The organism is Micromonospora sp. NPDC049051 (assembly GCF_043197575.1).
Taxonomy (GTDB): Bacteria; Actinomycetota; Actinomycetes; order Mycobacteriales; family Micromonosporaceae; genus Micromonospora.
The window spans coordinates 212,834-237,218 of the sequence record NZ_JBICTL010000002.1 but is presented as its reverse complement, the minus strand read 5'-3'; the positions used below and the strand labels follow the sequence as shown (position 1 = coordinate 237,218).

General features: G+C 74.9%; 26 protein-coding genes. 8 read left to right on the top strand and 18 right to left on the bottom strand.

Annotated features, from left to right (window positions below; all coding sequences use genetic code 11):
• Positions 1-55: 55 nt before the first annotated feature.
• Positions 56-2,731, bottom strand: a complete 2,676-nt coding sequence (locus tag ACGFIR_RS08405) for an ATP-dependent RNA helicase (protein ID WP_393144696.1) — start codon at positions 2,729-2,731, stop codon at positions 56-58.
• A 167-nt stretch (positions 2,732-2,898) separates the two neighbouring features.
• Complete coding sequence (locus ACGFIR_RS08400; protein WP_393005984.1) at positions 2,899-3,726, bottom strand: SigB/SigF/SigG family RNA polymerase sigma factor; 828 nt, start codon at positions 3,724-3,726, stop codon at positions 2,899-2,901.
• A gap of 376 nt (positions 3,727-4,102) precedes the next feature.
• Here ACGFIR_RS08400 and ACGFIR_RS08395 point away from each other — a divergent pair, with 376 nt between their 5' ends.
• Entirely contained in the window at positions 4,103-4,840 is a 738-nt protein-coding gene (locus tag ACGFIR_RS08395; RefSeq protein WP_393005982.1) for a hypothetical protein, read from the top strand.
• Between the two features lie 13 nt (positions 4,841-4,853).
• On the opposite strand, the gene ACGFIR_RS08390 is transcribed toward ACGFIR_RS08395, so the two are convergent.
• A complete protein-coding gene (locus ACGFIR_RS08390; RefSeq protein ID WP_393005980.1) occupies positions 4,854-6,443 on the bottom strand; it encodes a phospholipase D family protein in 1,590 nt (529 codons plus the stop codon).
• A gap of 142 nt (positions 6,444-6,585) precedes the next feature.
• Here ACGFIR_RS08390 and ACGFIR_RS08385 point away from each other — a divergent pair, with 142 nt between their 5' ends.
• Entirely contained in the window at positions 6,586-6,714 is a 129-nt protein-coding gene (locus tag ACGFIR_RS08385) for a hypothetical protein (RefSeq protein WP_393005978.1), read from the top strand.
• Positions 6,715-6,772: 58 nt separating this feature from the next.
• Here the strand turns inward: ACGFIR_RS08385 and ACGFIR_RS08380 are convergent, their stop codons facing one another.
• The 3 genes from ACGFIR_RS08380 to ACGFIR_RS08370 form a co-directional block, all read right to left on the bottom strand.
• Complete coding sequence (locus tag ACGFIR_RS08380; RefSeq protein ID WP_393005976.1) at positions 6,773-7,759, bottom strand: pirin family protein; 987 nt, start codon at positions 7,757-7,759, stop codon at positions 6,773-6,775.
• Positions 7,760-7,770: 11 nt separating this feature from the next.
• The gene (locus ACGFIR_RS08375; protein ID WP_121395498.1) at positions 7,771-8,253 is read right to left on the bottom strand and encodes a MarR family winged helix-turn-helix transcriptional regulator; all 483 of its coding nucleotides are present in this window, start codon (positions 8,251-8,253) and stop codon (positions 7,771-7,773) included.
• A 234-nt stretch (positions 8,254-8,487) separates the two neighbouring features.
• Positions 8,488-9,066, bottom strand: coding sequence for a general stress protein (locus tag ACGFIR_RS08370; protein ID WP_393143926.1), 579 nt, complete (start codon positions 9,064-9,066; stop codon positions 8,488-8,490).
• A gap of 262 nt (positions 9,067-9,328) precedes the next feature.
• Between ACGFIR_RS08370 and ACGFIR_RS08365 the strand changes: the two genes are divergently transcribed.
• Positions 9,329-9,544 (top strand): hypothetical protein, encoded by a 216-nt coding sequence (locus tag ACGFIR_RS08365; RefSeq protein ID WP_393005972.1) that lies wholly within the window; start codon positions 9,329-9,331, stop codon positions 9,542-9,544.
• A gap of 78 nt (positions 9,545-9,622) precedes the next feature.
• Here ACGFIR_RS08365 and ACGFIR_RS08360 read toward each other — a convergent pair whose 3' ends face one another.
• A complete protein-coding gene (locus tag ACGFIR_RS08360; RefSeq protein ID WP_393143925.1) occupies positions 9,623-11,002 on the bottom strand; it encodes a glycoside hydrolase family 6 protein in 1,380 nt (459 codons plus the stop codon).
• A 166-nt stretch (positions 11,003-11,168) separates the two neighbouring features.
• On the opposite strand from ACGFIR_RS08360, the gene ACGFIR_RS08355 reads away from it, so the two are divergent.
• Entirely contained in the window at positions 11,169-11,684 is a 516-nt protein-coding gene (locus ACGFIR_RS08355) for a metallophosphoesterase family protein (protein ID WP_393143923.1), read from the top strand.
• On the opposite strand, the gene ACGFIR_RS08350 is transcribed toward ACGFIR_RS08355, so the two are convergent.
• The gene (locus tag ACGFIR_RS08350) at positions 11,678-11,893 is read right to left on the bottom strand and encodes a DUF3072 domain-containing protein (RefSeq protein ID WP_393005966.1); all 216 of its coding nucleotides are present in this window, start codon (positions 11,891-11,893) and stop codon (positions 11,678-11,680) included. The genes ACGFIR_RS08355 and ACGFIR_RS08350 overlap by 7 nt on opposite strands.
• Positions 11,894-12,057: 164 nt before the next feature.
• Between ACGFIR_RS08350 and ACGFIR_RS08345 the strand changes: the two genes are divergently transcribed.
• The gene (locus ACGFIR_RS08345; protein WP_393144694.1) at positions 12,058-12,999 is read left to right on the top strand and encodes an NAD(P)/FAD-dependent oxidoreductase; all 942 of its coding nucleotides are present in this window, start codon (positions 12,058-12,060) and stop codon (positions 12,997-12,999) included.
• Positions 13,000-13,026: 27 nt separating this feature from the next.
• Here ACGFIR_RS08345 and ACGFIR_RS08340 read toward each other — a convergent pair whose 3' ends face one another.
• From ACGFIR_RS08340 to ACGFIR_RS08330, 3 genes are all read right to left on the bottom strand, one after another.
• Positions 13,027-14,316 carry a cation:proton antiporter gene (locus tag ACGFIR_RS08340; RefSeq protein ID WP_393005964.1) on the bottom strand — a complete coding sequence of 430 codons (1,290 nt, stop codon included), beginning with the start codon at positions 14,314-14,316 and terminating at the stop codon, positions 13,027-13,029.
• Positions 14,317-14,421: 105 nt separating this feature from the next.
• Positions 14,422-15,099, bottom strand: a complete 678-nt coding sequence (locus ACGFIR_RS08335; protein ID WP_393005962.1) for an HAD family hydrolase — start codon at positions 15,097-15,099, stop codon at positions 14,422-14,424.
• Positions 15,100-15,138: 39 nt separating this feature from the next.
• Positions 15,139-17,265, bottom strand: a complete 2,127-nt coding sequence (locus ACGFIR_RS08330; RefSeq protein WP_393005960.1) for a SpoIIE family protein phosphatase — start codon at positions 17,263-17,265, stop codon at positions 15,139-15,141.
• A gap of 189 nt (positions 17,266-17,454) precedes the next feature.
• Between ACGFIR_RS08330 and ACGFIR_RS08325 the strand changes: the two genes are divergently transcribed.
• Positions 17,455-18,321 carry a hypothetical protein gene (locus ACGFIR_RS08325; protein ID WP_393005958.1) on the top strand — a complete coding sequence of 289 codons (867 nt, stop codon included), beginning with the start codon at positions 17,455-17,457 and terminating at the stop codon, positions 18,319-18,321.
• Between the two features lie 73 nt (positions 18,322-18,394).
• On the opposite strand, the gene ACGFIR_RS08320 is transcribed toward ACGFIR_RS08325, so the two are convergent.
• Positions 18,395-18,772, bottom strand: coding sequence for a DUF6401 family natural product biosynthesis protein (locus tag ACGFIR_RS08320; protein ID WP_393143921.1), 378 nt, complete (start codon positions 18,770-18,772; stop codon positions 18,395-18,397).
• Positions 18,773-18,933: 161 nt separating this feature from the next.
• Between ACGFIR_RS08320 and ACGFIR_RS08315 the strand changes: the two genes are divergently transcribed.
• The gene (locus tag ACGFIR_RS08315; protein ID WP_393143919.1) at positions 18,934-19,386 is read left to right on the top strand and encodes a hypothetical protein; all 453 of its coding nucleotides are present in this window, start codon (positions 18,934-18,936) and stop codon (positions 19,384-19,386) included.
• Between the two features lie 24 nt (positions 19,387-19,410).
• Here ACGFIR_RS08315 and ACGFIR_RS08310 read toward each other — a convergent pair whose 3' ends face one another.
• From ACGFIR_RS08310 to ACGFIR_RS08290, 5 genes are all read right to left on the bottom strand, one after another.
• On the bottom strand, positions 19,411-19,623 hold the full coding sequence (locus ACGFIR_RS08310; RefSeq protein ID WP_393143917.1) for a hypothetical protein: 213 nt from the start codon (positions 19,621-19,623) through the stop codon (positions 19,411-19,413).
• Between the two features lie 197 nt (positions 19,624-19,820).
• Complete coding sequence (locus ACGFIR_RS08305; protein ID WP_393143915.1) at positions 19,821-20,081, bottom strand: hypothetical protein; 261 nt, start codon at positions 20,079-20,081, stop codon at positions 19,821-19,823.
• Positions 20,082-20,175: 94 nt separating this feature from the next.
• Positions 20,176-20,637 carry an SRPBCC family protein gene (locus ACGFIR_RS08300; RefSeq protein ID WP_151455771.1) on the bottom strand — a complete coding sequence of 154 codons (462 nt, stop codon included), beginning with the start codon at positions 20,635-20,637 and terminating at the stop codon, positions 20,176-20,178.
• 52 nt (positions 20,638-20,689) lie between these two features.
• The gene (locus tag ACGFIR_RS08295; RefSeq protein WP_393143913.1) at positions 20,690-21,106 is read right to left on the bottom strand and encodes a DUF2795 domain-containing protein; all 417 of its coding nucleotides are present in this window, start codon (positions 21,104-21,106) and stop codon (positions 20,690-20,692) included.
• 175 nt (positions 21,107-21,281) lie between these two features.
• Complete coding sequence (locus ACGFIR_RS08290; RefSeq protein ID WP_393005946.1) at positions 21,282-22,259, bottom strand: YihY/virulence factor BrkB family protein; 978 nt, start codon at positions 22,257-22,259, stop codon at positions 21,282-21,284.
• A 158-nt stretch (positions 22,260-22,417) separates the two neighbouring features.
• Between ACGFIR_RS08290 and ACGFIR_RS08285 the strand changes: the two genes are divergently transcribed.
• A complete protein-coding gene (locus ACGFIR_RS08285) occupies positions 22,418-22,819 on the top strand; it encodes a ChaB family protein (protein WP_091095813.1) in 402 nt (133 codons plus the stop codon).
• 105 nt (positions 22,820-22,924) lie between these two features.
• Here ACGFIR_RS08285 and ACGFIR_RS08280 read toward each other — a convergent pair whose 3' ends face one another.
• The gene (locus ACGFIR_RS08280) at positions 22,925-24,358 is read right to left on the bottom strand and encodes an aldehyde dehydrogenase family protein (protein ID WP_393005944.1); all 1,434 of its coding nucleotides are present in this window, start codon (positions 24,356-24,358) and stop codon (positions 22,925-22,927) included.
• Positions 24,359-24,385 lie beyond the last annotated feature (27 nt).

Below are 24,385 nucleotides of genomic sequence, written 5' to 3'. Positions count from 1 at the left end.
GGGGCGTCCCAGGGGCGGCCGTCGGTCGCCGTCGGGAGCGACGCAGCGGGCCCGCTCAGCGGCGGCGTGGCGTGGCGTGCCGGGTCGGCGGGGCGGTGGTCGGGTCCTCCGGCCAGGGGTGGCGCGGGTAGCGACCGCGCAGCTCCCCCCGTACCTGCGGATAGCCGGTCCGCCAGAACGACGCCAGGTCGGCGGTGACGGCCACCGGCCGCCCGGCCGGCGAGAGCAGGTGCAGCAGCACCGGCACCCGGCCGTCGGCGATGCGCGGCGCGTCCCGCCAGCCGAAGGTCTCCTGGAGCTTGACCGCGAGCACCGGCGCCGCCGGGTCGGCGTAGTCGAGCCGGATCCGGGACCCGCTCGGCACCGTGATCCGCTCCGGCGCCACCTCGTCCAGCCGGGCCGCCAGCGCCCACGGCAGCAGCCGGCGCAGCGCCCCGGCCACGTCGACCCTGGCCAGGTCGGCGCGGCGGCGCGCGCGGGCCAGCTCCGGGCCCAGCCAGCCGGGCGCGTCGGCGAGCAGCGCCTCGTCGCCCACGTCGGGCCAGTCGCCGCCGAGCGCGTGCCGGCAGAACGCCAGCCGTTCGCGCAGGGCCCGCGCCGCCGGGGTCCAGGGCAGCAACCCGAGGCCGGTACGCCGCAGGCCGGTCAGCAGGGCCTGCGCCACCAACTCCGGGTCGGGCCGGACCAACGGCCGCTCGACGAGTTCGATCGCGCCCAGCCGCACCACCTCCCTGGCCACCACGTCCTCGCCGGCCCAGCCGACCTCCTGCCCGGTACGCAGCAGCGGCCCGCCCGCCTCCCGGGCGGTCGCCTCGTCGAGCGGGGTGGCCAGCCGCACCCGGGCGGTCGGCGCGCCGGGGGAGCGGTCCGCCACCGCGACCGCCAGCCAGTCGGTTCCGGCCAGCCCCGACCCGGGCGTCAGCTCCGCCGCGGTCCCGCCACTCATCAGGTACGCCGAGCCGCCCGCCCGCCGCACCCGGGCCAGCCGCTCGGGGTGGGCCAGCCCGACCAGCAGCCCGGCGGCCAGGTCGTCGGTCAACCGGCCCCGGCCCGCGTCGCCGGCCCGCGCGGGGTCGCCGGCCGACCGCGCCCGGCCGGTGCCTCCCGCCGCCGCGTCGGAACCGAGGGGCGGGCGGCCCTGGTCAGGCCGTGCCGCCGGGCCGGTGCCCTGCGTCGCGTCGGACGTGAGGGGCGGGCGGGCGCGGTCAGGCCCTCCCGTCGGCACGTCGGGCAGGGCGGCGCGCAGCCGGCGTACCTCCGCACGCCAGCGGGCGGTGGCACCCGGGTCCGCGCCCGCGCGTAGCCGGCGCCAGGCGGCGGTCAGGTCGTCGCCCGGCCCGGCGACGGTGTCCTCGGCGAGCAGCGCCACGACCTCCGCCGCCCGGTCCGCGCCCACCCGTGCGGCCCCGTCGAGCAGTGCCCGGGCCAGCCGGGGGTGTGCCCCGACGGCGGCGATCGCCCGCCCCCGGTCGGTGATCCGGCCGTCGGTGTCGAGCGCGCCGAGGGTGGTGAGGGTGTCGCGGGCGACGGCCATCGACGCCGCCGGGGGCGGGTCGGGCAGGGCCAGCCCGGTGCCGTCCGGTGACCCCCAGGCGGCCAGCTCCAGGGCGAAGCCGGTCAGGTCGGCGGTGGCGATCTCCGGCTCCGGTTGCGCGGCCAGCCGTTCGTGGGTGGCCGCCGACCAGCAGCGGTAGACGTGTCCGGGCGCCTCCCGGCCGGCGCGGCCGGCCCGCTGCGTGGCCGCCGCCCGGGACACCGTGACGGTGACCAACGCGCCCAGGCCGCGGGCCAGGTCCATCCGGGCGACCCGGGACAGCCCGGCGTCCACCACCACGCGGACGCCCGGCACCGTCAGGCTGCTCTCCGCCACCGCCGTGGCCAGCACCACCCGTCGCCGGTCGGCCGGGCGCAGCGCCGCGTCCTGGTCGGCGCCGCGCTGCCGGCCGTGCAGCGGCAGCACGGCGACCGTGTCGCGCAGCTCGGCCAGCCGGCGGGCGACGGCGGCGATCTCGCCGGCCCCGGGCAGGAAGACCAGCACGTCGCCGTCGCGCTCGCGCAGCGCCCGGCGCACCGTGGCCGCCACGTGGTCGAGCAGGCCCCGGTCGACCGGGCCGGCCCCGGGGGCGGGTACCGGCCGGGACGGCGGCGTCCAGATCCGGGTCACCGGGTGCAGTGCCGCCGACGCCCGCACGATCGGCGCGGGAGCGCCCCCGCCGCCGAGCAGCGCGGCGAACCGGTCCGCCTCCGGGGTGGCCGACATCGCCAGCAGCCACAGGTCGGGACGCAGCGCGGCCCGGGCCTCCACGGTGAACGCCAGCGCCAGGTCGGCGTCGAGCTGCCGCTCGTGGCACTCGTCGAGCAGCACGGCGCCGGTGCCGGCCAGCTCGGGATCGCGGTGCAGCCGCCGTACCAGGAGCCCGGTGGTGACCACCTCGACGCGGGTCCGGGGCCCGCTACGGCGCTCGCCGCGTACGGCGTAGCCGATCCGTTCGCCGAGCGGCTCGCCGAGCAGCGCGGCCATCCGGCGCGCCGCCGCACGGGCGGCCACCCGGCGTGGCTGGGCGACCAGCACGCGTCCGGAGACCTCGTCGGCGACGGCCAGTGGGGCGAGGGTCGTCTTGCCGGTCCCCGGCGGGGCGACCAGCACCCCGGCGCCGGTCCCGCGCAGCGCCGCGACCAGCTCCGGCAGCACCGGCCGTACGGGCAGGTCGAGGGGCACGTCCGAGAGCACGGCCCAGTCTCGCACCGCCCCGGGCGTCACCCGGCCGGGGCGTACCCCGTCGATGTCGGTGCCGACGGCGTGTCAGGCGGACGCCGGGAGGCGGCCCGGGCGGCGTCCGGTGCGCGCCGGACACGGTGATGGCCGGGTCCGCCGACCCGGCCATCACCCACCCACCGTCAGTACGTGCCGTCGAGCTGCCCCCGCAGCTTGGTCAGCGCGCGGGCCAGCAGCCGGGAGACGTGCATCTGCGAGACGCCGATCTGCTCGGCGATCTGCGACTGCGTCAGGTTGCCATAGAAGCGCAGCGTGAGGATCTTCTGCTCGCGCTCGTCGAGCGTGGCGAGCGCCGGGCCGAGGGCGACGCGCAGCTCGGCCAGCTCGAACTCGCTGTCCTCGCCGCCGAGCATGTCGCCCAGCTCCGTCGCGCGGTCGCCGTCGCCGGTGGGGGTGGAGAGCGAGACCGCGTTGTAGGCGCGGGCGCCCTCCAGGCCCTCCAGCACCTCTTCCTCGGTGAGCTTGAGGTGGGCGGCGATGTCGGCGACCGTCGGCGAACGGCCGAGGGTCTGCAGCAGCGAGCTGTTGGCGTCGGAGATGGCCAGCCGCAGCTCCTGGAGACGGCGGGGGACCCGGATGTCCCAGGTGCGGTCGCGGAAGTGCCGCTTGAGCTCGCCGATGATGGTGGGGATCGCGTAGCCGGCGAAGTCGACGCCACGGGACGGGTCGAACTTGTCGATCGCCTTGATCAGACCGACCGCCGCCGTCTGGGCCAGGTCGTCGGTGGGCTCGCCCCGGCCGCTGTAGCGGTGGGCGAGGTGGTTGGCGAGCGGCAGCCAGGCCTCGATCGCCTTGTCGCGCAGTGCGGCGCGGGACGGGTGGTTGGCCGGCAGCGCGGCCATCGCGTTGAGCAGATCGGCGGCGCTGTCGGTGAGCGCACGCGGATCGAGCTTCGGGGTGGTGCTCGGCGCTGTTGTCGTCGCCTGTTCGGTGATCGTTGGCGCGGTCATGGGTGGTCCTCCCTGCACCTCGTCCGCGGATGAAAGACGTGACGCTTAGGTTTAACTTCAGATGTCCGTTCGGAAGTCACCTTAGCCCGATCGGTCCGAGGAAATCTAGCCGAAAGTACGATGTACTTAGGTGATGTATCACCAGGATCCGGGTCAATCGGGCGAAGTTGATGCCGGCGGTGAGCCTGTCAACCTCGGGCATACGGCCGACGGGTCCGGCCGGACATCGACGGTTTCTTATCCGGGTGGCCCCGGCCGCCCGGCCGAGCGGTCACCGTCGCCCCGGATGACCGGCGTCGAATGTCGGCTTTCCGTCGTTGTCCCGTCGACAGGACGGGCCGTAGCGTGCGGTTACCAGCCCGCTGCCGGAGGTGCCGTGCTCGACCCCGCCGCTCCCCAACTCGTCGTCAACAGCCGCACGCTCTACTTCGGCTGGCTGCCGGCGGACCCGGACGCGGTCGCGGCGCTGGTCCCGCTCGGGCTGCGGCCGTCCCCCGACCGGTTGGTCTTCCTCAACCAGTACGTGGTCGACGACGCCTGCCAGACCTCCGGCTTCGGCGCGTACTCGCTGGCCTACCTCGGCGTGTCGCTGGCCGGGGTGGACGCGCCGGGCGGGATGCACGCCGGCGGCTGGTGGACGCATTACGTGACCTGTAGCGAACGGGTCCGCACCTACGCGGCGGCGCGGGGCGCGCCCGCAGTCGCCGGCCGCACCCGCATCGAGCGCCACGGCGGGGAGATCATCGCCGAGACGGAGATCGACGGGGTGCCGGTGATCCGGGCCCGCTGCCAGGTCGGCGAGACGGGCGGGACGGTCAGCAGCGGCCACCACCGCTACTTCACGGCTCGCGACGGGCAGTTGCTCAGCTCCGTGTACCCGTTCGTCGCCGAACCGGTCGACCTGTTCGTGGTCGAGTCCGTGGAGTTCCTGGAGCCGACGCACCCGATCTACGCGCTGCGCCCGGAGAACCCGCTGACGATCGGGTTCGGCTTCTACTCCCCGCGCGCCTCGTTCGCCTACCCGGGCGGACTGACGACCCACGTGGGGGACACCGGCACCGTCGAGTCCGGGCCCGCCCACGGCCGGGTCGACGCGCTCTCCGTACCCGCCTGAGGCCGCACCCGGCTCACCACGTGCCGGCCCACCGGGCCCGCAGCGGCCGGCCGTCGGGGTCGTAGACGAGCCGGTACGCCGGCAGCGCCCACATCCGCGTGTACCAGGGCAGCCGTTCGGCCCGGTGGGGCAGCAGCCGGCCGGGCGGCCGGGGCCCGGCCCGCCCGGCGTCGTACCACCGTCGCAGCGCGTCGGCGGAGGCGGTGATCGCCGCCACGGCGTCGGCGGGGTCGACCAGGTCGGCGTCCTCGCCGCCGTCGGGGTCGCGGTCCAGGTGCTCGCGCCACAGCCGCAGCCGCAGTTCCCGGGCGAAGACCCGGGCGCCGTCGCCGAGGCCGGCCGGGTCGGTCGGCGCCCGTTCGTCGCGGGTCCCGTCCAGCACCGCACAGGACAACTCGCTGTCGTGCGTCCAGGACCGGCGGTTGAAGTTGTCGCTGCCCACGCTGGCCCACACGTCGTCGACCACGCAGACCTTCGCGTGCACGTACACGGGGGTGCCGGCGTGGTTCTCCACGTCGAAGACGTGCACCCGGTCCGGGGCCGCCCGTGCGCAGAGCGACAGCGCCTGCTCGCGGCCGACCGTGTTCGGCGGCAGCGCCAGCCGGCCGTCCACGTCCGGAAAGCGGGGGACCACGGCCACCAGGTGCAGGTCCGGGTTGTCCCGCAGCGCCCGGGCGAACAGGTCGGCGACCTCCGTGGACCACAGGTACTGGTCCTCCAGGTAGATCAGTCGCCGGGCCCGCCGGACCGCCTTGGTGTAGCCGCGGGCCACCGTGCGCTCGCCGTCCGGGGCGAAGGAGTAGCGGGGCCGGACCGCCGGGTAGGTGCGCAGCACCTGGACGTGGTGCGGGCCGCAGGGCGGCGGATCGGGCGGCTGCGGCGGCAGCGGATCGGGCCGCAGGTCCGCCCCGCGCAGCCGGTCGCGCAGGAAGGCGAGGGGGTTCTCCGAGTCCAGCGGCATCGGGTCGGTCCACCGCTGCCGGAAGGTGGTGTCCAGCGCGCCCACCACCGGCCCCCGCACCGCGAGCTGCACGTCGTGCCACGGCGGATGCTCGCCGTAGCGGGCGGACATCAGCACCGCCTGCGGGTCGCCCCGGTGCGCGGCGTCGTCGCGTCGGCTGTGGCACAGGTCGATCCCGCCGGCGAAGGCGATGTCCCGCTCCGGCGCCCGGAGATGCCGCAGCACCACCAGCTTCTGGTGGTGCGAGCCGCCCCGGCGTACGCGCTGGTCGAGCAGCACCTCACCGCCGGCGGCGGAGACCGTCTCGCTCAGGTTGCGGTTCTCCGCCTCGCTGTAGGCCAGGACGTCGAGGTGGGAACGCCAGATCAGGCCCTTGACCAGCACGCCCCGCTGGGCGGCGCCCGCGAACAGTTGCGCCACGGTCGGTCCGTCCGGGCGCAACCGCTGGTCCGGGTCGCCCCGCCAGTCGGTGAAGAAGAGGTGGTCGCCGGGCTCCAGGGCCGTGACCTCGTCGACCAGCCGGTCGAAGTACGCGGCACCGTGAATCAGCGGCTCGGCGAGGTTTCCATCGCTCCAAACGGGTAACTCCGAGACCGGGTTGGCGCGTTCGGCTGCGCTCAGGAACCAGTTGCGTGGTGCCACCGTTCCAGCCCTCCGAGGTCGACAACGTCCTCACGGTAGGACCCGTGTCGCGGGTGCGCATCCCGACCGGCGCCCCGGTGATCCGGTCTGACATCCCCGACACCCGCCCCGATCACGACGCGAACACCGAGGAGGCCACACCATGCCCGGCGAGACGACGAACCCCGTGACCGAGTACCGCGAGCAGGCGGTCGAGTGCGAGCGGGGGGCGCTGGTCACCGTGTTGCTCATGGTGATCCTCGGCGTGGCGGGCATCTTCGCCGTCTCCTGACGCCGCGTCCCGCCGGTGGGCGCCCCCGGAACGGGGCGCCCACCGGCTGCGGTGTGGCTCAGGACCTGGGGGCCGGGCCGTCGGCGTGCGGCAGCCGCTCGGCGGGCACGACACCGAGCCGGCCGGCCTTGAAGTCCTCGAACGCCTGGATCAACTCGTCGCGGGTGTTCATGACGAACGGGCCGTAGTGCGCCACGGGCTCCCGGATCGGCTCGCCGCCCATGATGTAGAGATCCAGCGTCGGCGTGTGGCCGTCCTGGCTGGCGTCCGCCGTGAAGGTCAGCGCGTCGCCGGGGCCGTGCACGGCGAGCTGACCCGTGTGCACGGGCCGCCCGTCGGTGCCCACCGTGCCCCGCCCACCCAGCACGTAGACCAGCGCGTTGAAGTCGGTCCGCCACGGCAGGTCGACGCGGGCGCCCGGCTCCACGGTCACGTGGCTGATGGTGATCGGGGTGTGGGTGGAGCCCGGCCCCCGGTGTCCGGCGATCTCGCCGGCGATCACCCGGATCAACGCGCCGCCGTCGGGGGTGGTCAGCAGGGCCGCCTCCCGGCCGCGGATGTCCTGGTAGCGGGGCGGGTTCATCTTCGCGGCCCGGGGCAGGTTGACCCAGAGCTGGGTGCCGTGGAACAGCCCGCCGCTCATGACGAGGTGCTCCGGCGGCGCCTCGATGTGCAGCAGCCCGCTCGCGGCGGTCATCCACTGGGTGTCGCCGTTGGTGATCGTGCCGCCGCCGCCCTGCGAGTCCTGGTGGTCCATGATCCCGTCGATCATGTAGGTCACCGTCTCGAAGCCACGGTGCGGATGCCAGGCCGTGCCCTTCGGCTGACCGGGGGCGTAGTCCACCTCGCCCATCTGGTCCAGGTGGATGAACGGGTCCAGTTCGCCGACCGGCACGCCGGCGAACGCCCGGCGAACCGGGAAGCCCTCGCCCTCGTAGCCGCTGGGCGCGGTGGTCAGCCGGCGGACCGGGCGGAACGCGGTGGACTCGCCGAGCCGGGGCAGGCGGGGCAGGACGAGCACGTTGTCGACGGTGATGGCGGGCATCGGGGTACTCCTCAGCTGTGGGGGTGGGCGGTCGACGCGTCGCGGTCCGCGCGCAGGCGCCGGCCGAGCCGCTCGAAGATCCGGGTGAGGCAGGCGACCTCGGCGTCGTCGAGGTCGTCCATGAGGTGGGCGCGCACCGACCGCAGGTGGTGCGGGGCGGCCTCGCGCAGGGCCAGCAGCCCGGCGGCGGTGAGCACGGCCTCGCTGCCGCGCCGGTCGTCCGGACAGGATTCCCGGGCCACCAGGCCGCGCCGCTGCATCGTGGTGATCTGGTACGTCAACCGGCTCGGTGAGAAGACCAGGCGGCTCGCCAGCTCACCCATCCGCAGCCGCTGGCCCGGCGCCTCGGAGAGCAGGACGAGCACGTGGTAGTCGGCGAAGCTGAGCGCGCTGTCGGCCCGCAGGTCGTCCTCCAGCCGGGTGTAGAGCCGCTGGCTGGCCTCGATGTAGGCGCGCCAGGCGGCGAGGCGGGCACTGTCCAGGCTCTCGGTCACGCCCCGACAGTAGCATTATTTCAAAATTTAACTAGTGCTCGTGACTGCGATCACCTGGCAACGCGGGAGACGTTCTACAGCTTTGAACTGCCGGCGCGGAACGCGGGCGGGGCCGGGGCGGAACGCGGAGAGCTCGGCGGAGCCCGCGGGGCTGAACGCGCTGCGGCCCGCGGGCGCGGGGCGCCTCGCGGGCCGCGTCCGGCCCGGGGCCGGGGCGCTTGCCGGCGGACCTCCTCAGCGGGCGGGTGCCGCCATGTGGATCCGGCCGAGGAGCTGACGGGCCTGCTCGGCGAACTGCGCGTCGACGATGACGGCGTACTGGCCGGCGCGCAGCGAGCTGGCCGAGGTGAAGTCGCGCCGCCCGCCGGTCATCGCGTGCGCGATCGCGCCGAACGCCGCCCCCCAGAGCGCGCCGACGAGCAGCCCGACGAGGATCACCGCGATCCAGTTGCCGGTCGTGAAGATGCCGAACAGCAGCCCGATGAAGAGTCCGAACCAGGCGCCCGTACCGGCGCCCAGCAGGGCCGCCCGCCCGGTGGTCATCCGCCCGAGCACGGTCTCGACCAGGGTGAGGTTCGTCCCGACGATGGCGGTGTGCTCGACCGGGAACCGGTTGTCCGCCAGGTAGTCGACGACCCGCTGGGCGGACGGATAGTCCGGGTACGACCCGATGCTCACGGTCGGTGGGCCGGTCTCCGGGCCGTGCCCGTCGTGGCCGGGGGCGCTCGGCCGGCCGGCGGGACCGGACGGGAGGGTGTCGGCGCCCGGCATCCCGGGCCGCCATGCCGAGGTGGGACCCGATGGTGTGGTCATGAGCTCCTCCTTCGTCGACCGTCCGCGTTCCCGCCGCCGTCGCGGGGTAACGCCACCGCCGGACCGGATACCCGCAAGGGCGGTGCGTCGCGGTTGGCGGCGTGCGGGGGCGCAGGTGGCCGCGGTGGTCGCCGCCGCGCGGGCACGGTCCAGACCGGTCAGGAATCGAGAAGCTCCGGTGGTCGGGGCGCAACTAGCGTGGCCGCCACGGGCATCCCACCCGCCTGGGGCCCGGGTCCGGTCGTCTCCTGAGGAGGTCCCTTTGCGCTGGAACAAGTGGATTCGGCAGGTCCACCGCTGGCTGTCCATCGCCTTCACGGTGACCGTCGTCGCCGCCTTCGTCGCCCTGGCACAGCAGGACCCCGTGGTCTGGGTGTCCTACCTGCCGCTGCTTCCCCTCGCCCTGCTCATGTTCAGCGGTCTGTACCTGTTCGTGCTGCCGTACGCCGCCAGGCGGCGGGTGGCTCGCGGGAGATGAACCGTGTGCCCACGGCCCGCCCGGCGGGTGCGTGCGCGTGCCTCGCCCGCCCCGTCAGGGCGGGCGAGGCGCGGTGGGTCAGGCGCAGGCGGTGCCGTTGAGGGTGAACCCGGTCGGGGTGGGCAGGGTGCCGCCCGGCCAGGTGCCCTGGAAGCCGACCGAGACCGTGCCGCCGCTCGGCAGCCCGGCGTTCCAGGTGGCGTTGCGGACGGTGATCCGGTCGCCCGACTGGGTCCAGTCGCCGTTCCAGCCGTTCGTCAGGCGGACCCCGGCGCCGGGGGCGAACGTGAGCGTCCAGCCGGTCAGCGGGGCGCCGTGGTTGGTCACCCGCAGTTCCGCCGTGAAGCCGCCGGACCACGAGTTCGGGGTGTACGACACCGCGCAGCCACCGGGCGGCGGGGCGGTGGTGGGCGGCGGCGTCGTGGGCGGCGCGGTGGTGGGCGGGGGCGTCGTGGGCGGCGCGGTGGTCGGCGGGGCGGTGGTCGGGACCGGGCCGGCGGCCATGGCCAGGTCGTACGCCCGCTGGGGCACGAACTGGCCGGCCGGCGCGATGCAGCCGTCGGACTCGCCGGGCAGCTTCACCCACAGGTAGGCGTCGATCGCCGGGTCGCCGGTGGCGGTGGTGCTCGGGGTGCCGATGGCCCGCCCGGCCGGGTCGCACCACTCGGAGCCGGCCGGACCGTTGCCGTTGCGGCTGGTGTCGACGACCGCCTTGAGGCGGGACACCCCGGTCGCCGCGATCACGGACTTGGCGTAGGCGACCTCGTCGGCGGTGTGCCGGTAGTTGGAGACGTTGAGCGAGATGCCGTCCGCGCTGTTGGCGATGTCAGCGCCGAGCAGCCGGGAGGCCGCCTCGCCGGGGGAGAGCCACGCGGAGTGCCCGATGTCGAAGTAGACCCGCGCGGTGGCCGAGCCCGCCTTGAGCCGCTTGCCGGCGTACGCCATGGAGGCCCTGGTCTCGGCCTGCTGGGCCGCGTTCTGGCAGCTGGTCATCAGCGGCAGCACGTCCGGTTCCAGGACGATGCTCGCCGGTCGCCCGGCCAGGCCGGCCGCCACCTGGTCGACCCACTGCCGGTAGGTGGCGTGGTCGGGGGCCCCGCCGCCGCTCGCGCCGCTGCAGTCCCGGTTCGGAATGTTGTAGACGACCAGGATCGGTACCTTGCCGGCGGCTGCCGCCGCCCCGACGAAGGCGTCGACCTCGGCGCGTACGGTCGAGGTGTTGGTCCGGGTGAACCAGCGGCCCTGGGGCACGCCCGCGATCCGGTCGGCGATCACGGCGGCCCGGGGGTCGCCGGGGTTGGCGGCGACCCAGGTCGCGGCGCCCGTGGCCGGGTCGACGTAGAACGTCGAGTCGGCGGCGACGGCGGCGGGTACGCGGACGGCGCCGACGGCGACGGTCGCGGCGACGGCGAGCGCCGCGGCGGCGCCCGCCGCGGCCAGTGCGGGTCTGCTTCTCACGGAATCTCCCCTTTCCATCGAGGAGCACCACTGGAAGCGCTCCCACGCGTCGCCGTCAAACTACGTGCCGACGACGGCGATGGGAAGGGGTTCGACGCCACGAACGGCGACTCATTCGAGCGGTGCGGTCGGCGTGCGGCGGGCCCGGGTGGGGGACAATGGCGGGATGCGCCTGGTGATCACCGCCGACACCCACGTGCCGAAGCGGGCCAGGGACCTGCCGGAACCGCTCTGGACGGCGGTCGACGCCGCCGACGTGGTGCTGCACGCGGGGGACTGGGTCGACGAGGCGCTGCTCGACGCCCTGGGCGCCCGGGCCCGCCGCCTCGTCGCGGTGTACGGCAACAACGACGGGCCGGCGCTGCGCGCCCGGCTGCCGGAGGTCGCCCGGGTCGAACTCGACGGGCTGCGGATCGCCGTCGTGCACGAGACCGGCCCGAAGGGCGGGCGGGAACGCCGCTGCGCCGCCCGGTTCCCCGACACCGACGTGCTGGTCTTCGGCCACTCGCACATCCCCTGGGACACCGTCGCCCCGAGCGGCCTGCGGCTGCTCAACCCCGGCTCGCCCACCGACCGCCGCGCCCAGCCCCACGCCACCTACCTGACGGCGCGGGTGGCGGCGGGACGGCTCGACGAGGTCGAACTGCACCGCCTGCCACCGCGCCACCCGCCCGGTCACTGACCGCGGCCGGTCTCCTCCTGGAGCTGGTCGATCCGCTTCGAGGCCTCGGCCTTGGTCAGACCCTCCGGCGGCTCCTCGCCGGCCTCCCGGGCGAGGGTCGCCAGGTAGGACTCCTGGGCGGCGGTCGGCGGTTCCTCGCCGGTGACCCACTCGTCCGGGTCCTTGATGGCGCCCTGCGGGTTGGCCTGGCTGTGGGTGCGGTCCGTCATGCTCTCCACCTTCCTTCGAACAGACGTGCCAATACCCCGCGCGGCGCCCATCCATGCCGCCCTCCGGCGCGTCGTCCGGCCGGGCGCGTCGCGGCCTCCACCCGGCCTCCGGGCGACCCCCGCGCACATACGATCTCCGGGTGACTGCGGAGGACCGGGCGGGTGTGGTGGTGGTCGGCGCGGGCATCGCCGGCGTGGCGTGCGCGACGGAACTGGTCCGCGCCGGCATCCCGGTGGAGATCCGGGAACGCGCCCGGGTGGTCGGCGGCCGGATGGCCAGCCGCCGCTTCGACGACCGGCCGGCCGACACCGGCGCCGCGTACTTCACCGTCGACGATCCGGACTTCGCCGAGGTGGTCGCGGGTTGGCGCGCGGCCGGCCTGGCCCGCGAGTGGACCGACACCTTCGTCGCGTACGGCGCCGACGGCCGGCGCGAGGTGCCCGGCCCGATGCGCTGGGCGGCGCCGCGAGGGCTGCGGTCGCTGGTGGAGCACCTGGCCCGGGAACTGCCGGTGACCGTGAACCGGCTCGTGCTCGGCGTCGAGCCGGGGCCGGTCGTGGACGGGCGGCCCTGCGAGGCGGCGGTGCTCGCCATGCCCGGGCCGCAGGCGGGCCTGCTGCTCGACCCGGCCCTCGCCGCCGCCACCCGGGCCACCCAGGTCCAACGCTGGTCGCCGTCGCTGGCCGGGGTGCTGCGTTTCCCGACCCGCCACTGGGCCACCTTCCGGGGCGCCTTCGTCAACGACCACCCGCTGCTGAGCGTCGTCTGCGACGACGGCGACCGCCGCGGCGACGGCGCGCCGGTGCTGGTCGCCCACACCACGCCCGGGTTCGCCGCCGGCCACCTCGCCCAGCCCACCGGGGCCGGGCCGGCGATCGAGGAGGCCGTCCGCGACCTGCTGGGACTGCCCGAACCGGCCGAGCACGTGCACGTGCACCGCTGGACGTACGCGACGCCGACCGCCGGACCGGGCGGGGCGTACCACCTCGACGCCGACGGCATCGGGCTGGCCGGCGACGTCTTCGGCAAGCCCCGGGTGCAGAGCGCCTGGCGCTCCGGCCGCGACCTCGGCCGCGCCCTCGTCACCCGCCTACGCGGCGTCTGAGGGAGTCCCGCGCGTACCGCTGGGCGGTCAGCCGCCGGCGGGAACGGGCTGGCCGGCGCGCCCGCGTTCCGACGGGTCGGCGGTGCGTTCGCCCGCCCGGTCCAGCAACTGCATCACCGGGGTCGCCGCGATGCCGTGCAGCACCACCGACACGATCACCACGAGACCGACGGTCGCCCAGATCACGTCCGCCTGCGGGAAGTTGGTCTTCGCCGTCGCGTACGCGACGTAGAAGAACGAGCCGACGCCCCGGATGCCGAACAGGGCGATCACCCAGTGCTCGGCCGGCCGGCCGGGTGCGCCCCGCAGCGCCAGCCAGCCGACCAGCGGGCGGACCACGAAGAGCAGCGCCACCCCGACCGCCGCGGCCGGCCAGGTCAGCGGGGCCAGCAGGCCGCCCACCACGGCGCCGCCGAAGAGCAGCAGGAGCAGCACGGTGAGCAGCCGCTCGACCTGCTCGGCGAAGTCGTGCAGCACAGAGTGGAACTCGTGGGTGCGCTCGGCCGCCCGGATCGCCCGCGCGGCCACGAAGACCGCCAGGAAGCCGTAGCCGCTGACGACCTCCACCAGCCCGTACGCCAGGAACGTCGCGGCCAGCGCGAGGAAGCCCTCGGAGTGCCGGGCCAGCCGCAGCTTGCTCGGGGCCCGGAAGAAGAGCTTGCCGAGCAGCCAGCCGATCAACCATCCGCCCGCCACCCCGGCCGCCAGCTTCCAGAGCACGTCCACGCCGAGCCAGTGGCCCAGCCAGTCGCCGGGCGCCAGGCTGGTGGTGGCGATGGCGATGGCCGCGTACACGAAGGGGAAGGCCAACCCGTCGTTCAGCCCGGCCTCGGAGGTCAGGGCGAAGCGGACCTCGTCCTCGGAGTCCTCGACGTCGGTGGGCTCGCCGACCTGCACGTCGGCGGCGAGCACGGGATCGGTCGGGGCGAGGGCCGCCGCCAGCAGCAGCGCGGCGGCCGGCACCAGGCCGGCCCACCACCAGCCGAGCAGCGCCACCGCCGCGATGCACAGCGGCATGGCGATGGCCAGCAGCCGCCAGGTCGACGACCACCGTGCCCAGCTCCACGGCCGGTCGATCTTCAGACCGGCGCCCATCAGCGCCACGATGACACCGATCTCGGTGAGGTGGGTGGCGACGTCCGGGTACGCGAGCGGATCAGGGTCCGGCAACCCCACGGGCAGGAGGAAGACCAGCATGCCCAGCCCGAGGAAGGCGATCGGCATGGACAGCGGCCGGCGTTCGAGCACCCGGGGCAGAATGCCCGCCAGCAGCGCGCCCAGCCCGACCACCGCGAACGCCACGTCTACCGGCTCCACGACCCCACCTCTCCGCCTCGCCCACGGCGTGCGGGCAGGTGGTGCAAGTCCTTGCCCCCGGAAGACTTCTCGTATTCCTGTTCCCGGTCACGAAACCGGGACCGGTCACCGCACCCGGGACACCGGCGAGTCGTCGAGGGCGGCGAGCAGCGCGGCGGGATCGTCGTAGACGGCCACCGCGCCGGCCCCGGCCAGCTCGCCACGACTGGTGCCGCCGCAGGTCAGCCCGACGCAGGGGATGTCCAGCTCGCCGGCCGCGGCGACGTCCCACACCGAGTCGCCGACGAAGACCACGTGTTCGGCCGCGAGCCCGGACTGCTCCAGCGCGGCGACCAGGATGTCCGGGGCCGGCTTGCTCTCCCGCGCGTCCGCCGAGCACGTGACGGTGTGGACCACGTCGTCGGCGGCCAGTGCCCGACGCAGCGCGACCACCTCGTGCTCGGCGGCGGAGGTGGCCAGCACCACGCGTAGTCCCCGCTCGGCGCAGGCGCGCAGCAGGTCGGCGGCCCCGGGCAGCGGGACGAGCCGCTCCCAGTACTCGGCGAAGAGGGTGTCGTGCGCGTCGCGCAGCTTCTGGTCGGCGCTCCGGTCGCGCTCCGGGCCGAGCAGGTGGTCGAGCAGCTTGTCCGAGCCCATCCCGATGGCGCGGTGGATCGTCGCCATGGGCGTGGGCCGGTCGATCTGGCGCAGCGCCTCCCACCAGCTCACGGTGTGCAGGTAGGTGGTGTCGACCAGGGTGCCGTCCACGTCGAAGAGGACGCCGGTGGGCTTGTCGGTGGCCATGGGTGTCCTCCTACCCCCTCCGGCCGGGGCTGACGCCGCTCACGCGGGCGGGATCAGGATCTCGAACCAGACCGTCGAGCCGCGTACGGTCGGATCCGTCCCCCACGCGTCGCTCAGCTCCTCGATCAGACCGAGTCCCCGCCCCCGGCTGCTGAGCGTGTCGGTCTGCGCGCGGGTCACCGTGCCCCGGGTGCCCGAGTCGGCGACCGACACCAGCAGCCGCTCCGGGCTGAGGTCGATCTCCACCCGGGCCGCGGTGCCGGCGTGCAGCAGGGCGTTGGTGGTCAGCTCGCTGGTGCAGAGCACCGCCGCGCCGATGATCGACTCGGGCACCCGCCACTCCGTGAGCTGCCCGGTCATCCAGTGCCGTACCCGGCTCGGCGCGGTCGGTTCGGCCGGCACCTCCATGCTCGTCGACCGGGACGGGCGCAGCGCGTGCTCCACCGCCAGCACGGCGACGTCGTCCTCGGTCGCGCCGGGCACCGCCGCGGTGGCCACCGCGCACAGCGCGCGCGGGTCGCCGCTGCCCGCGCCGGCCACGGCGACGGCGAGGGTCTCCAGGCCGGCCGACAGGTCCTGCCAGCGCCGCTCCACCACGCCGTCGCTGAACAGCAGCAGGGTGTCGCCGGGGGCGAAGGGCACCGTGACGGTGGGCGGGCGGCAGCCCAGGCCGAGCGGGGCGCCCGCGGGCAGGTCGAGGTACTCGGCGACCGGCGCGCCGTCCGGGGCGCACCGGCGGATCAGCGGGGCGGGGTGGCCGGCGCTGGCCAGGGTCAGCCGCTGCCGGTCGGCGTCGACGACCCCGAAGACCACCGTCACGAAGAGCTCGTGCGTGTCGCCCTCGGCGCCCAGGCTGGTGACCAGCCGGTCGAGCCCGGCCAGCACGGCGTCCGGGCGGGGGTCGGTCAGCGCCAGCGCCCGCAGCGCCGCGCGGACCTGCCCCATCCGGGCCGCGGCCTGCACGTCGTGGCCGGCGACGTCGCCGAGCACGATGCCCAGGCCGCCGTCGGGCAGCAAAAAGGCGTCGTAGAAGTCCCCGCCGGCGGCGTTGCCGTCGACGCCCGGGTCGTAGCGGGCGGCGATCCGCATCCGGGGCAGGTCGGGCAGGTGCTCCGGCAGCATGCTGCGTTGCAGCAGCTGGGCGGTGCCGTGCTGGGTCTCGAACCGGCGGGCCCGCTCGGCGGCCTGCCCGACCAGCTCGGCCGACGCGGCCAGCAGCGCACGCCGCGCGGCCGACCAGACGTGCGGGGCCTGGTAGCCGACCGTCAGCGCGCCGCGCACCACCGAGCCCCGCAGTGGCACCGCCGCGAGCGAGCGGACCTTCTGGTCGTGCCGGTCCGCCGCGATGTCCCGCAGCGGCTGGCCGTCGTCGATGAAGTGCGGCTTGCCGCTGCGGGCGGCCGTCGCCACCGGCCCCTGCCCGTCCGGCGGGATGCGCCGCCACAGCGGAGGGAGGCGCTCGTCGGCCTCGTCCATCAGCTCGCCCCGGATGCGCCGGACCATCCGCCAGCCGCCGCCGCCCTCGTCGACGGCGAACGTGACCCGGTCGGCGTCGAACGCGGCGATCGCGTGGCGCAGCGCCACCCGGGCCACGTCGTCCAGGGTGAGCGTGCCGGCGAGCGCCGCGGCGAAGTCGCTGAGGCTCTGCAACTGCTGGGTGACCTGGGTGGTCTCCGCGGCCACCGTCAGCACGCCGACGATCCGCCCGGCGCTGTCGCGCACGGGGGAGTAGCCCCGGGTGAAGACCGACTGCTCGACCAGGCCGGGACGGCGGTGCAGCGGGAGGGTGGTCTCCTTCTCCAGGAACGGCTGCCCGGAGCGGTAGGTGTGCTCGATGGCGTCGCCCACGCCGGGCAGCGGCCAGGACTCCGCGAACACCTCGGCCGCCGGCCGCCCCACCGCGTCGGGGTGCCGGTCGCCGATCAGCTCCGCGTACGCGTCGTTGTAGACGAGCAGGTGGTCGTCGCCCAGGGTCAGGGCCATCGGCACGGGGGAGGCGAGGAGCAGTTCGGCGGCGGCGCGGACGGCCGCGTCCCACGCCCGCCACGGGCCGAGCGGGGTGGCCGCCCAGTCGTGCCGCAGGACGGTGGCCGTCGTGCCCGACGCGGCGGGCGTTCCCGAGACCGGGGCTGGTGGGTGCGGGACCCGTCCGACCGTTCCTGGCATGCCCGCAGCCTAACCGGAGGCATCGGCAGCTGTTCCCGATCATGCCCCGCGCGTCGGCGGGGTCGGACGTTACGGCAGGTCAGGACCGTTGTGCGGTGACATGTCGGGAAAAACTCGGGGACCGGTACGGCGTGCCGCGTCGGCGACGGGGTAAGCGCGCGACGCAGTCCATGCGACAGGAGGGACATCATGCCGGAAAGCCTCGCGGTCAGGCAGGTCGACATCGGCAACGCCGTGGCCGACATGTGGAGGTCGGTGCTGCTGTTCATACCGCGGGCCATCGCGTTCATCGCGATCCTCGTGGTCGGATGGCTCATCGCCAGGGCCGTCCTCAAGATCGTCGACGCGGCGCTGGAACGGGTCGGCTTCGACAGGGCGGTGGAACGGGGCGGCATCAAGCGCGCGCTGGAACGCACCAAGTACGACGCCAGCGACATCCTGGCGAAGCTGGCGTACTACGCCGTGCTGCTGTTCACCCTGCAGTTCGCCTTCGGGGTGTGGGGACCCAACGCGATCAGTGACCTGATCGGCGGTGTGGTCGCCTGGCTGCCGCGCGCCTTCGTGGCGATCATCATCATCGTCGTGGCCGCCGCGATCGCCAACGCCGTCCGGGACCTGGTCACCGGGGCGCTGGGCGGGCTCGCGTACGGCAAGATCCTGGCCGACCTGACGGCGGTCTTCATCCTCGCGCTGGGTGTGATCGCCGCGCTGAACCAGGTGGGCATCGCCACGACGGTGACGACGCCGGTGCTGATCGCGGTGCTCGCCACGGTGGCCGGCATCCTGATCGTCGGTGTCGGCGGTGGTCTGGTGCGACCGATGCAGAACCGCTGGGACAGCTGGCTGAACCGGATGGCCGAGGAGTCGCGGGCGGTGCAGGAGCACCGCCGGGCCCGCGAGGCCGGACAGACCGACGTCGGGCGGCAGATGGCCGACCGGACGGCGGCCGAGCGCACCGAGGTCATGCCGCGCGGGCAGGAGTCCGCGACGGCTGGCGGGCGCGGCACGTACCAGTCGGGGAACGTGGGCGACGAGACCCAGCAGTTCCGCCGCTGACAGGCCGTGCGGCGCGACAGGGAGGGGTGTCCGTGGACCAGCGGGCGCCCCTCCGGCGTGCCCGCGCCGCCGCTCAGACCTGCGGGAGCGCGGCGGGCGCCGGGGCACCGAGCGTGCGGGTCAGCGCGCAGACCGCGAGCAGCCGGGTGAGCAGCCAGTCCGGCGCGGACCAGTCCACCGGCGCGGTCGGCGGCTGCCAGCCGTGCTCCAGCGCGGCGGCGCGGACGCCCTCCGCGTAGCCGGCGAGCGCGGCGGCGCTCAGCGGCCGGCGGTCGCCGTCGAGGCTCTCCCGTACCGCCGCGGCGTGCTGGTCGACGAGGGCGAGCAGGCTCGGCCGCTCGGCGGCGGCGGCCAGCCCCTCCGCCCCGACGGAGGTCGACAGGACGGCGAGGGTGGCTCGCGCCGAACTGACGACGGAACGGGCCTCGACCTGGTTGAACGGCACGCGCATGGTGACCGAGGCTATCCGGCCGGTACCGGGGTCGACCTCGGCCACTCGCGGGTTTTTCGCCCTCCCCCGAACGGTCAGCGGGCCGCGTGGGGATTGATCCGACGCGGGCGGGGCAGGAGGAGAACCGCCCGTACGGGCACGGCCGACACCCGGAGGATTCGATGGGACGACACGAGGACGGACCGGACGAGCGGCACCGCAGGCCCGCCGGGGTCAGCGACGAGACGGTGGCGGCGCTCGGCAAGCTCAGCGAGGCGCTGGAGTGCGTCGAGCGGGTACGGGGTCACCTCTACTCGCTGCACCAGCTCGTGGGGCACGCCGACCTGATGCTCGACGACGCCGTGGCGATGTTCCGCGCCGCCGGGCACGACCGGATCGCCGACCGCATCGACACCGACCTGCTGGGCCGCAACGTCATCGCCGGACGGTGGACGTTCCAGATCGTCGAGGACTTCGACGACGGCTACTACGCCCTCTTCCGCGACCTGGACCGGGCGGCCCGCGAGGAGCTGGTCGGCGGTCGCCGGCATCTCTACGAGGCGGAGATGAAGGAGCGGCGGCGCAGCCGGGGCCGCCCCGGTCACGAGGCACGGCCCGGCGGTACCGAGGGTTGAACGGTCAGCGCGTGGGCGGGCGCGTCACTCGGTCGGGCGGGCGTCGGCCGGGCGGCGCCGGGCCGCGTCGTCGGCGATGATCACGGTCGCCACCATCAGCGCGACGCAGAGGCTGAACAACCAGGAGTCGTCCGAGGCCAGCTTGGCGGAGACGGGAGCCTGGAGCGCGGCGAGGAGAAAGCCGAGCCATGCCAGGCGGCGTTGACGCGTGGAGAGGAAGCCGGAACCCTGATGCATCCCGAAAGTCTTGCGCGCCACCGGGGGCTTGCCGTCAGCCGAACGGCCGATTCTGGATGAGCTGTCCGTTTTCCCGCCCCTCCGTACCGTAATCCTTGCCCTTCAGAAGGAGGGCGGACGGCGCCGCCGGGCGCGGCGGTCAGGTGACCGGACGCGCGGCGGGCGGACCCGGCGGGGACCCGCCCGCGCGGCGCGGCTCACATCGTGTCGGGCCCGGTCCGCCCCGTCGTCGAGGGCCGGTACGCGCGCTCCGGATCGGTCGGCTCCCGCCCCGCCCCGGCGGCCTGCCCGCCGCGGTCCGCCGCCTCCGGTCCGTGCCCGAAGGCCGCCTCCTCGCCGGCGTCGTTCGCCGTCACGTCGTCGCTCTGGCCGTCCAGCGTCGACCGCGCCACGGCCCGGTCCAGTTCCCGCAGTGGGGTCCGTTCCTCGTCCCGCCACACCTTGTCGTCGTCCGTCATGTCCATCGCGGTACCCCGACCGGGTGTCGGCAAACGACGATGGCCGCCGGGGGAGCCGGCGGCCATCGGTGGTTCGTCACCCGGGGGCGGGGGATCAGGGCTGCGGACGGTCGACCTTGCCGCGCCAGGCGCCGGTCTCCTGACCGCGCCGCTCGATGAACTGCTTGAACCGCTCCAGGTCGCCCTTCGCGCGCCGGTCGACGACGCCGAGCTTGTCCCCGGCCTGCTCAACCACGCCGTGCGGCTCGAACTCGAGCTGGAGCGTGACCCGGGTGGTGTCCGGGTCCAGCCGGTGGAAGGTCACCACACCGGCCTGCTGCGTGCCACCCGTCGAGCGCCAGGCGACCCGCTCGTCGGGGAGCTGCTCGGTGATCTCCGCGTCGAACTCGCGCTTCACCCCGGCGATCTCCACCGTCCAGTGGGTCATCGTGTCCGTCAGCTGCCGGACCTCCTGCACCCCCTCCATGAAGTGGGGGAAGTCCTCGAACTGGGTCCACTGGTCGTACGCGGTGCGCACCGGGACGGAGACGTCGACATGTTCGGTAACGCCACTCATCAGGAATCCTCCTTCGTCCGCCGGTGACGGGCCGGATCGTGCGGGGATCCGGTCACCAGCGGGTCGTCTCGTTCTTGTGGCCGAGCGCCGCCCAGACCTCGGAGACCGTCTGGTAGCTGGTGCCCTCGGGCAGCCGCTCCAGGGCGGCGAGGATGTCCGCCGGCGCCTCGTTGTCGCGCGCGTTGGCGATCAGCGCCTCCCGGTCACCGGGCAGGGCGGCCATCGTGATGAACCGCCCGAGCCGGCTGCGCCGCTCGACGTCCTCGGAACTCATTCCCTTGGGCGCCCCCGTACGCAGGTCGCCGGCCGGGGCCGTGGTCGCCTCCGGCTGGTCCTCGCCTGCCGGCTCCGGCACCCGGGCCTCGTCGACCCGCGAGCCGCCGGTCCCCGGCCCCTGCACGAGGCCGCTGACCTCCCGGCTCATCTGCTCGTCGACCCTCGGTCCGTGCTTGCTGCTGCCACGTTCCATGTCTTCTGCGCTACCCGGTGGCGCAGGCGGTAAACGGACCGGCGCGGCTCCGTGGCGCGGGCGGCGGCCTGGTCCGGGCAGCTCCCTGGGCGCGGGCGGCCATGTGGCGCGGGCGGCTCCGTGGCGCGGGCGGCGCGCGCAGCGCCGGCGCAGCGGCCGGTGGACCCGCGCGGGGTCAGCCGGCGGGCGTCTTCGGGGGCAGGACCGGCTCCTCGGCGTCCGGCTCGCCGGCCTGGAGCACCCGGCCGCGCTGGAGTTCGGCGTTGATCTGCACACCGAGCATCAGCGCCGAGTTGGACAGGTAGAGCCAGACCAGGAACGCGATGACCGCCCCGAGGCTGCCGTAGGTGGCGTCGTACGAACCGAAGTTGGCGACGTACAGGCCGAAACCGAAGGAGGCGAGGAACCAGGCGAACAGGGCGACCGCGCCGCCCGGGGTCAGCCAGCGGAACCGGGGCTGCCGGACGTTGGGCGCGATCCAGAACAGCAGGCTCAGCAGCACCATCATGATCAGTGTGAGCACGGGCCACTTGGCGACGCTCCACGCCGTACGGGCCAGTCCACCGGCGTTGACCAGGTCACCCACCGCGTCGGTGACGGGACCGCTGACGATCAGCCCGGTCGCGACGACCGCCAGCAGCACCAGCGTGACCGCCGCCAGCCCGATCTGCATCGGCCGCAGCTTCCAGATCGGGCGCCCCTCCTCGACCCCGTAGACGGCGTTCGAGGCCCGGGTGAACGCCCCGATGAAACCGGAGGCCGACCAGAGGGCGCCGAGCAGGCCGAAACTCAGCAGCACGCTGGCCGAGTCGCTCTGGTCGACCACGCCCCGGACCACGCTGACGAAGCCCTCGTTCGCCACCACCGAGCCGGCGCCCACGTCCCGGGCCAGGTCCAGCACGGTGTCGACGGTCTGCTCGCCGTTGGACACCAGCCCGACCAGGGCGACCACCACGATCGTGGACGGGAAGAGCGCGAGCACCCCGTAGTAGGTCAGCGCGGCGGCCCAGTCCGCGCAGTTGTCCTTCACGAAGTTGCGCCCGCTGCGTACGAGTACCCCGCGCCACGTCCGCCAGCTCAACTGGCGTACCCGGCGGGGGAGCCGCCGTGGCCGCTGCCCGGTGAGCGCCGCGCCGGGTTCCGTCGTCGTCATGCCCGCTCCCTGTGCCCCCGGCCCGGATGACCCGGTGCCTCCGGCGTCGCCTGGCCCGCCGGTACCCTCGCCCGGAAATCGACAAACCCGACCCGTTTGCCGGCCGGGCGTGGGGGAACGGTCAACACGGAAACCCAGCGAACGCGGAGGAGGACGAGATGCCCGGGCGCGAGGTACTGCCCAGCACGCTGCGACGCTCCCCCAAGAAGGCGCAGCGCACCTGGGAGAAGACGCACGACTCGGCCGTGGAGACGTACGGCGAGGGGGAGCGGGCGCACCGCACCGCCTTCGCCGCCGTCAAGCACGAGTTCGAGAAGGTGGGCGACCACTGGGAGCCCAAGGGCCGCAAGGGTCCGAGCGACCGCCAGGCGGCCGGCGGCGGACCGGAGCGCCGCGCGCCCACCGCCGGCGGGGTGGACGCCAACGCCACCAAGGACCACCTGATGAAGGTGGCCCGCAAGCTCGACGTGCCCGGCCGCTCGTCGATGACGAAGCCGGAACTGGTCAAGGCCATCGAGAAGGCGAACAACCGCCAGACCGCCAAGGCCCGCGGTCGCTGAGCACGCCATCCGGGTACGCGACGCAGAGGCTGTCCGCACGCGGACAGCCTCTGCGTCGGGCTCGGGACAGCCGTGGCCCACGACCCGGGACAGCCTGCCCGTGGTTCACCAGTGGCCGCCGCCGGGCGCCTCGATGTGGACCGCCTTCGTCGCGGTGAACTCGTCCAGCAGCTCCGGCCCGTAGCCGAAGCCGTGGCCGCTGCCCCGACGCGGGTGCGCGGCGCCGCCGGGGGCCCCGCCGAACACCGCGTTGACCTTCACCGTGCCGACGGGCAGCTCCCGCCAGGCGCGCTGGGCGTGGCTCATCGACCCGGTCAGCACCGTCGCGGCCAGCCCGTACGGGGAGTCGGCGGCGCACCGCAGCCCCTCGGAGTACGAGTCGACGGCGACGATCGCCGCGACCGGCCCGAACGTCTCCTCCCGCACCACCGTCATGTCGTGGCGGCAGTCGCTCAGCACGGTCGCCGGGTAGAACGCCCCCGGCCCGTCGGGCAGTACGCCCCCGCAGCGGATCCGCGCGCCCTGAGCCACCGCCGCGGTCACCTGCCCGTGCACGTGGTCGCGGTGCCGCCGGTCCACCAGCGGCCCCAGCTCCGTACGCGGGTCACCGCCCGGCCCTGTCCGCAACTGTTCGGCCCGCTCCACCAGCGCCTGCGTGAAGTCCTCCGCGACGTCCCGGTGCACGTAGATCCGCTCCACCGCGACGCAGATCTGCCCCGCGTTGGCGAACGCGCCGACAGCCGCCTGCCCGGCCGCCCAGACCGGATCGACGTCGCCGTCCACGACGAGCGGGTCGCTGCCGCCGTTCTCCAGCAGCACCTTCGCGCCGGTGCGCGCCGCCGCGGCCGCGATGGCCCGCCCGGTGGCGGTGGAGCCGACGTGGGCGACGACGTCGACCTCCTGCGCGGCCAGCGCCGCGCCGACCTCCGGGCCGCCGGTCAGCAGCGACAACACCCCGGGCGGCAGCGCGGAGTCCAGCGCCTTCGCCAGCAGCCACCCGGTCGCCGGGGCACGCTCGCTCGGCTTGTGCACCACCACGTTGCCGGTGACCAGGGCCGCGCCGAGCAGCCCGCAGGAGACCGCCACCGGGTCGTTCCACGGCGTGATCGCGGCGACCACCCCGCGCGGCTGCGGCACCATGAAGTCGAGGGCGTGGGTGCCGCCGTGCAGGGTCCGCCCGCCGCGCACCGGGGCCAGCTCCGCGTACTGTCGCAGCGTGCCGATCCCCGCCTCCACGCCGCCCCGCGCGTCCGACAGCGGCTTGCCCATCTCCGCTGTCGTCGCCCGGGCCAGGTCGTCGGCCGCCGCCGCCACGGCGTCCGCGGCCCGGTGCAGGGCTGCCGCCCGTTCCGCCGGGGCGGTCGCCGCCCACTCCGCCGCGACGCCGCGCGTCGCCTCCACCGCCTTGCCGACCTCGTCGGCCGTCGCCACCGGCGCCGAGCTGACCGGGGAGCCGTCGGCCGGATCGTGTACGACCAACTCGCCACCCTCGCCGCCCGCGCCCCACACTCCGCCTATGAGCTGCGCAACCGTGTACATGGCAGTGCATGCCCCGGCCCCGGCCCG

Bases quoted from the DNA above. Each gene is read 5' to 3' on its own strand.
- ACGFIR_RS08400 (WP_393005984.1), bottom strand. From the start codon at position 3,726: ATGACCGCGCCAACGATCACCGAACAGGCGACGACAACAGCGCCGAGC.
- ACGFIR_RS08385 (WP_393005978.1), top strand. From the start codon at position 6,586: ATGCCCGGCGAGACGACGAACCCCGTGACCGAGTACCGCGAGCAGGCG.
- ACGFIR_RS08380 (WP_393005976.1), bottom strand. From the start codon at position 7,759: ATGCCCGCCATCACCGTCGACAACGTGCTCGTCCTGCCCCGCCTGCCC.
- ACGFIR_RS08370 (WP_393143926.1), bottom strand. From the start codon at position 9,066: ATGACCACACCATCGGGTCCCACCTCGGCATGGCGGCCCGGGATGCCG.
- ACGFIR_RS08355 (WP_393143923.1), top strand. From the start codon at position 11,169: ATGCGCCTGGTGATCACCGCCGACACCCACGTGCCGAAGCGGGCCAGG.
- ACGFIR_RS08350 (WP_393005966.1), bottom strand. From the start codon at position 11,893: ATGACGGACCGCACCCACAGCCAGGCCAACCCGCAGGGCGCCATCAAG.
- ACGFIR_RS08335 (WP_393005962.1), bottom strand. From the start codon at position 15,099: ATGGCCACCGACAAGCCCACCGGCGTCCTCTTCGACGTGGACGGCACC.
- ACGFIR_RS08330 (WP_393005960.1), bottom strand. From the start codon at position 17,265: ATGCCAGGAACGGTCGGACGGGTCCCGCACCCACCAGCCCCGGTCTCG.
- ACGFIR_RS08325 (WP_393005958.1), top strand. From the start codon at position 17,455: ATGCCGGAAAGCCTCGCGGTCAGGCAGGTCGACATCGGCAACGCCGTG.
- ACGFIR_RS08320 (WP_393143921.1), bottom strand. From the start codon at position 18,772: ATGCGCGTGCCGTTCAACCAGGTCGAGGCCCGTTCCGTCGTCAGTTCG.
- ACGFIR_RS08315 (WP_393143919.1), top strand. From the start codon at position 18,934: ATGGGACGACACGAGGACGGACCGGACGAGCGGCACCGCAGGCCCGCC.
- ACGFIR_RS08310 (WP_393143917.1), bottom strand. From the start codon at position 19,623: ATGCATCAGGGTTCCGGCTTCCTCTCCACGCGTCAACGCCGCCTGGCA.
- ACGFIR_RS08305 (WP_393143915.1), bottom strand. From the start codon at position 20,081: ATGACGGACGACGACAAGGTGTGGCGGGACGAGGAACGGACCCCACTG.
- ACGFIR_RS08300 (WP_151455771.1), bottom strand. From the start codon at position 20,637: ATGAGTGGCGTTACCGAACATGTCGACGTCTCCGTCCCGGTGCGCACC.
- ACGFIR_RS08295 (WP_393143913.1), bottom strand. From the start codon at position 21,106: ATGGAACGTGGCAGCAGCAAGCACGGACCGAGGGTCGACGAGCAGATG.
- ACGFIR_RS08290 (WP_393005946.1), bottom strand. From the start codon at position 22,259: ATGACGACGACGGAACCCGGCGCGGCGCTCACCGGGCAGCGGCCACGG.
- ACGFIR_RS08285 (WP_091095813.1), top strand. From the start codon at position 22,418: ATGCCCGGGCGCGAGGTACTGCCCAGCACGCTGCGACGCTCCCCCAAG.
- ACGFIR_RS08280 (WP_393005944.1), bottom strand. From the start codon at position 24,358: ATGTACACGGTTGCGCAGCTCATAGGCGGAGTGTGGGGCGCGGGCGGC.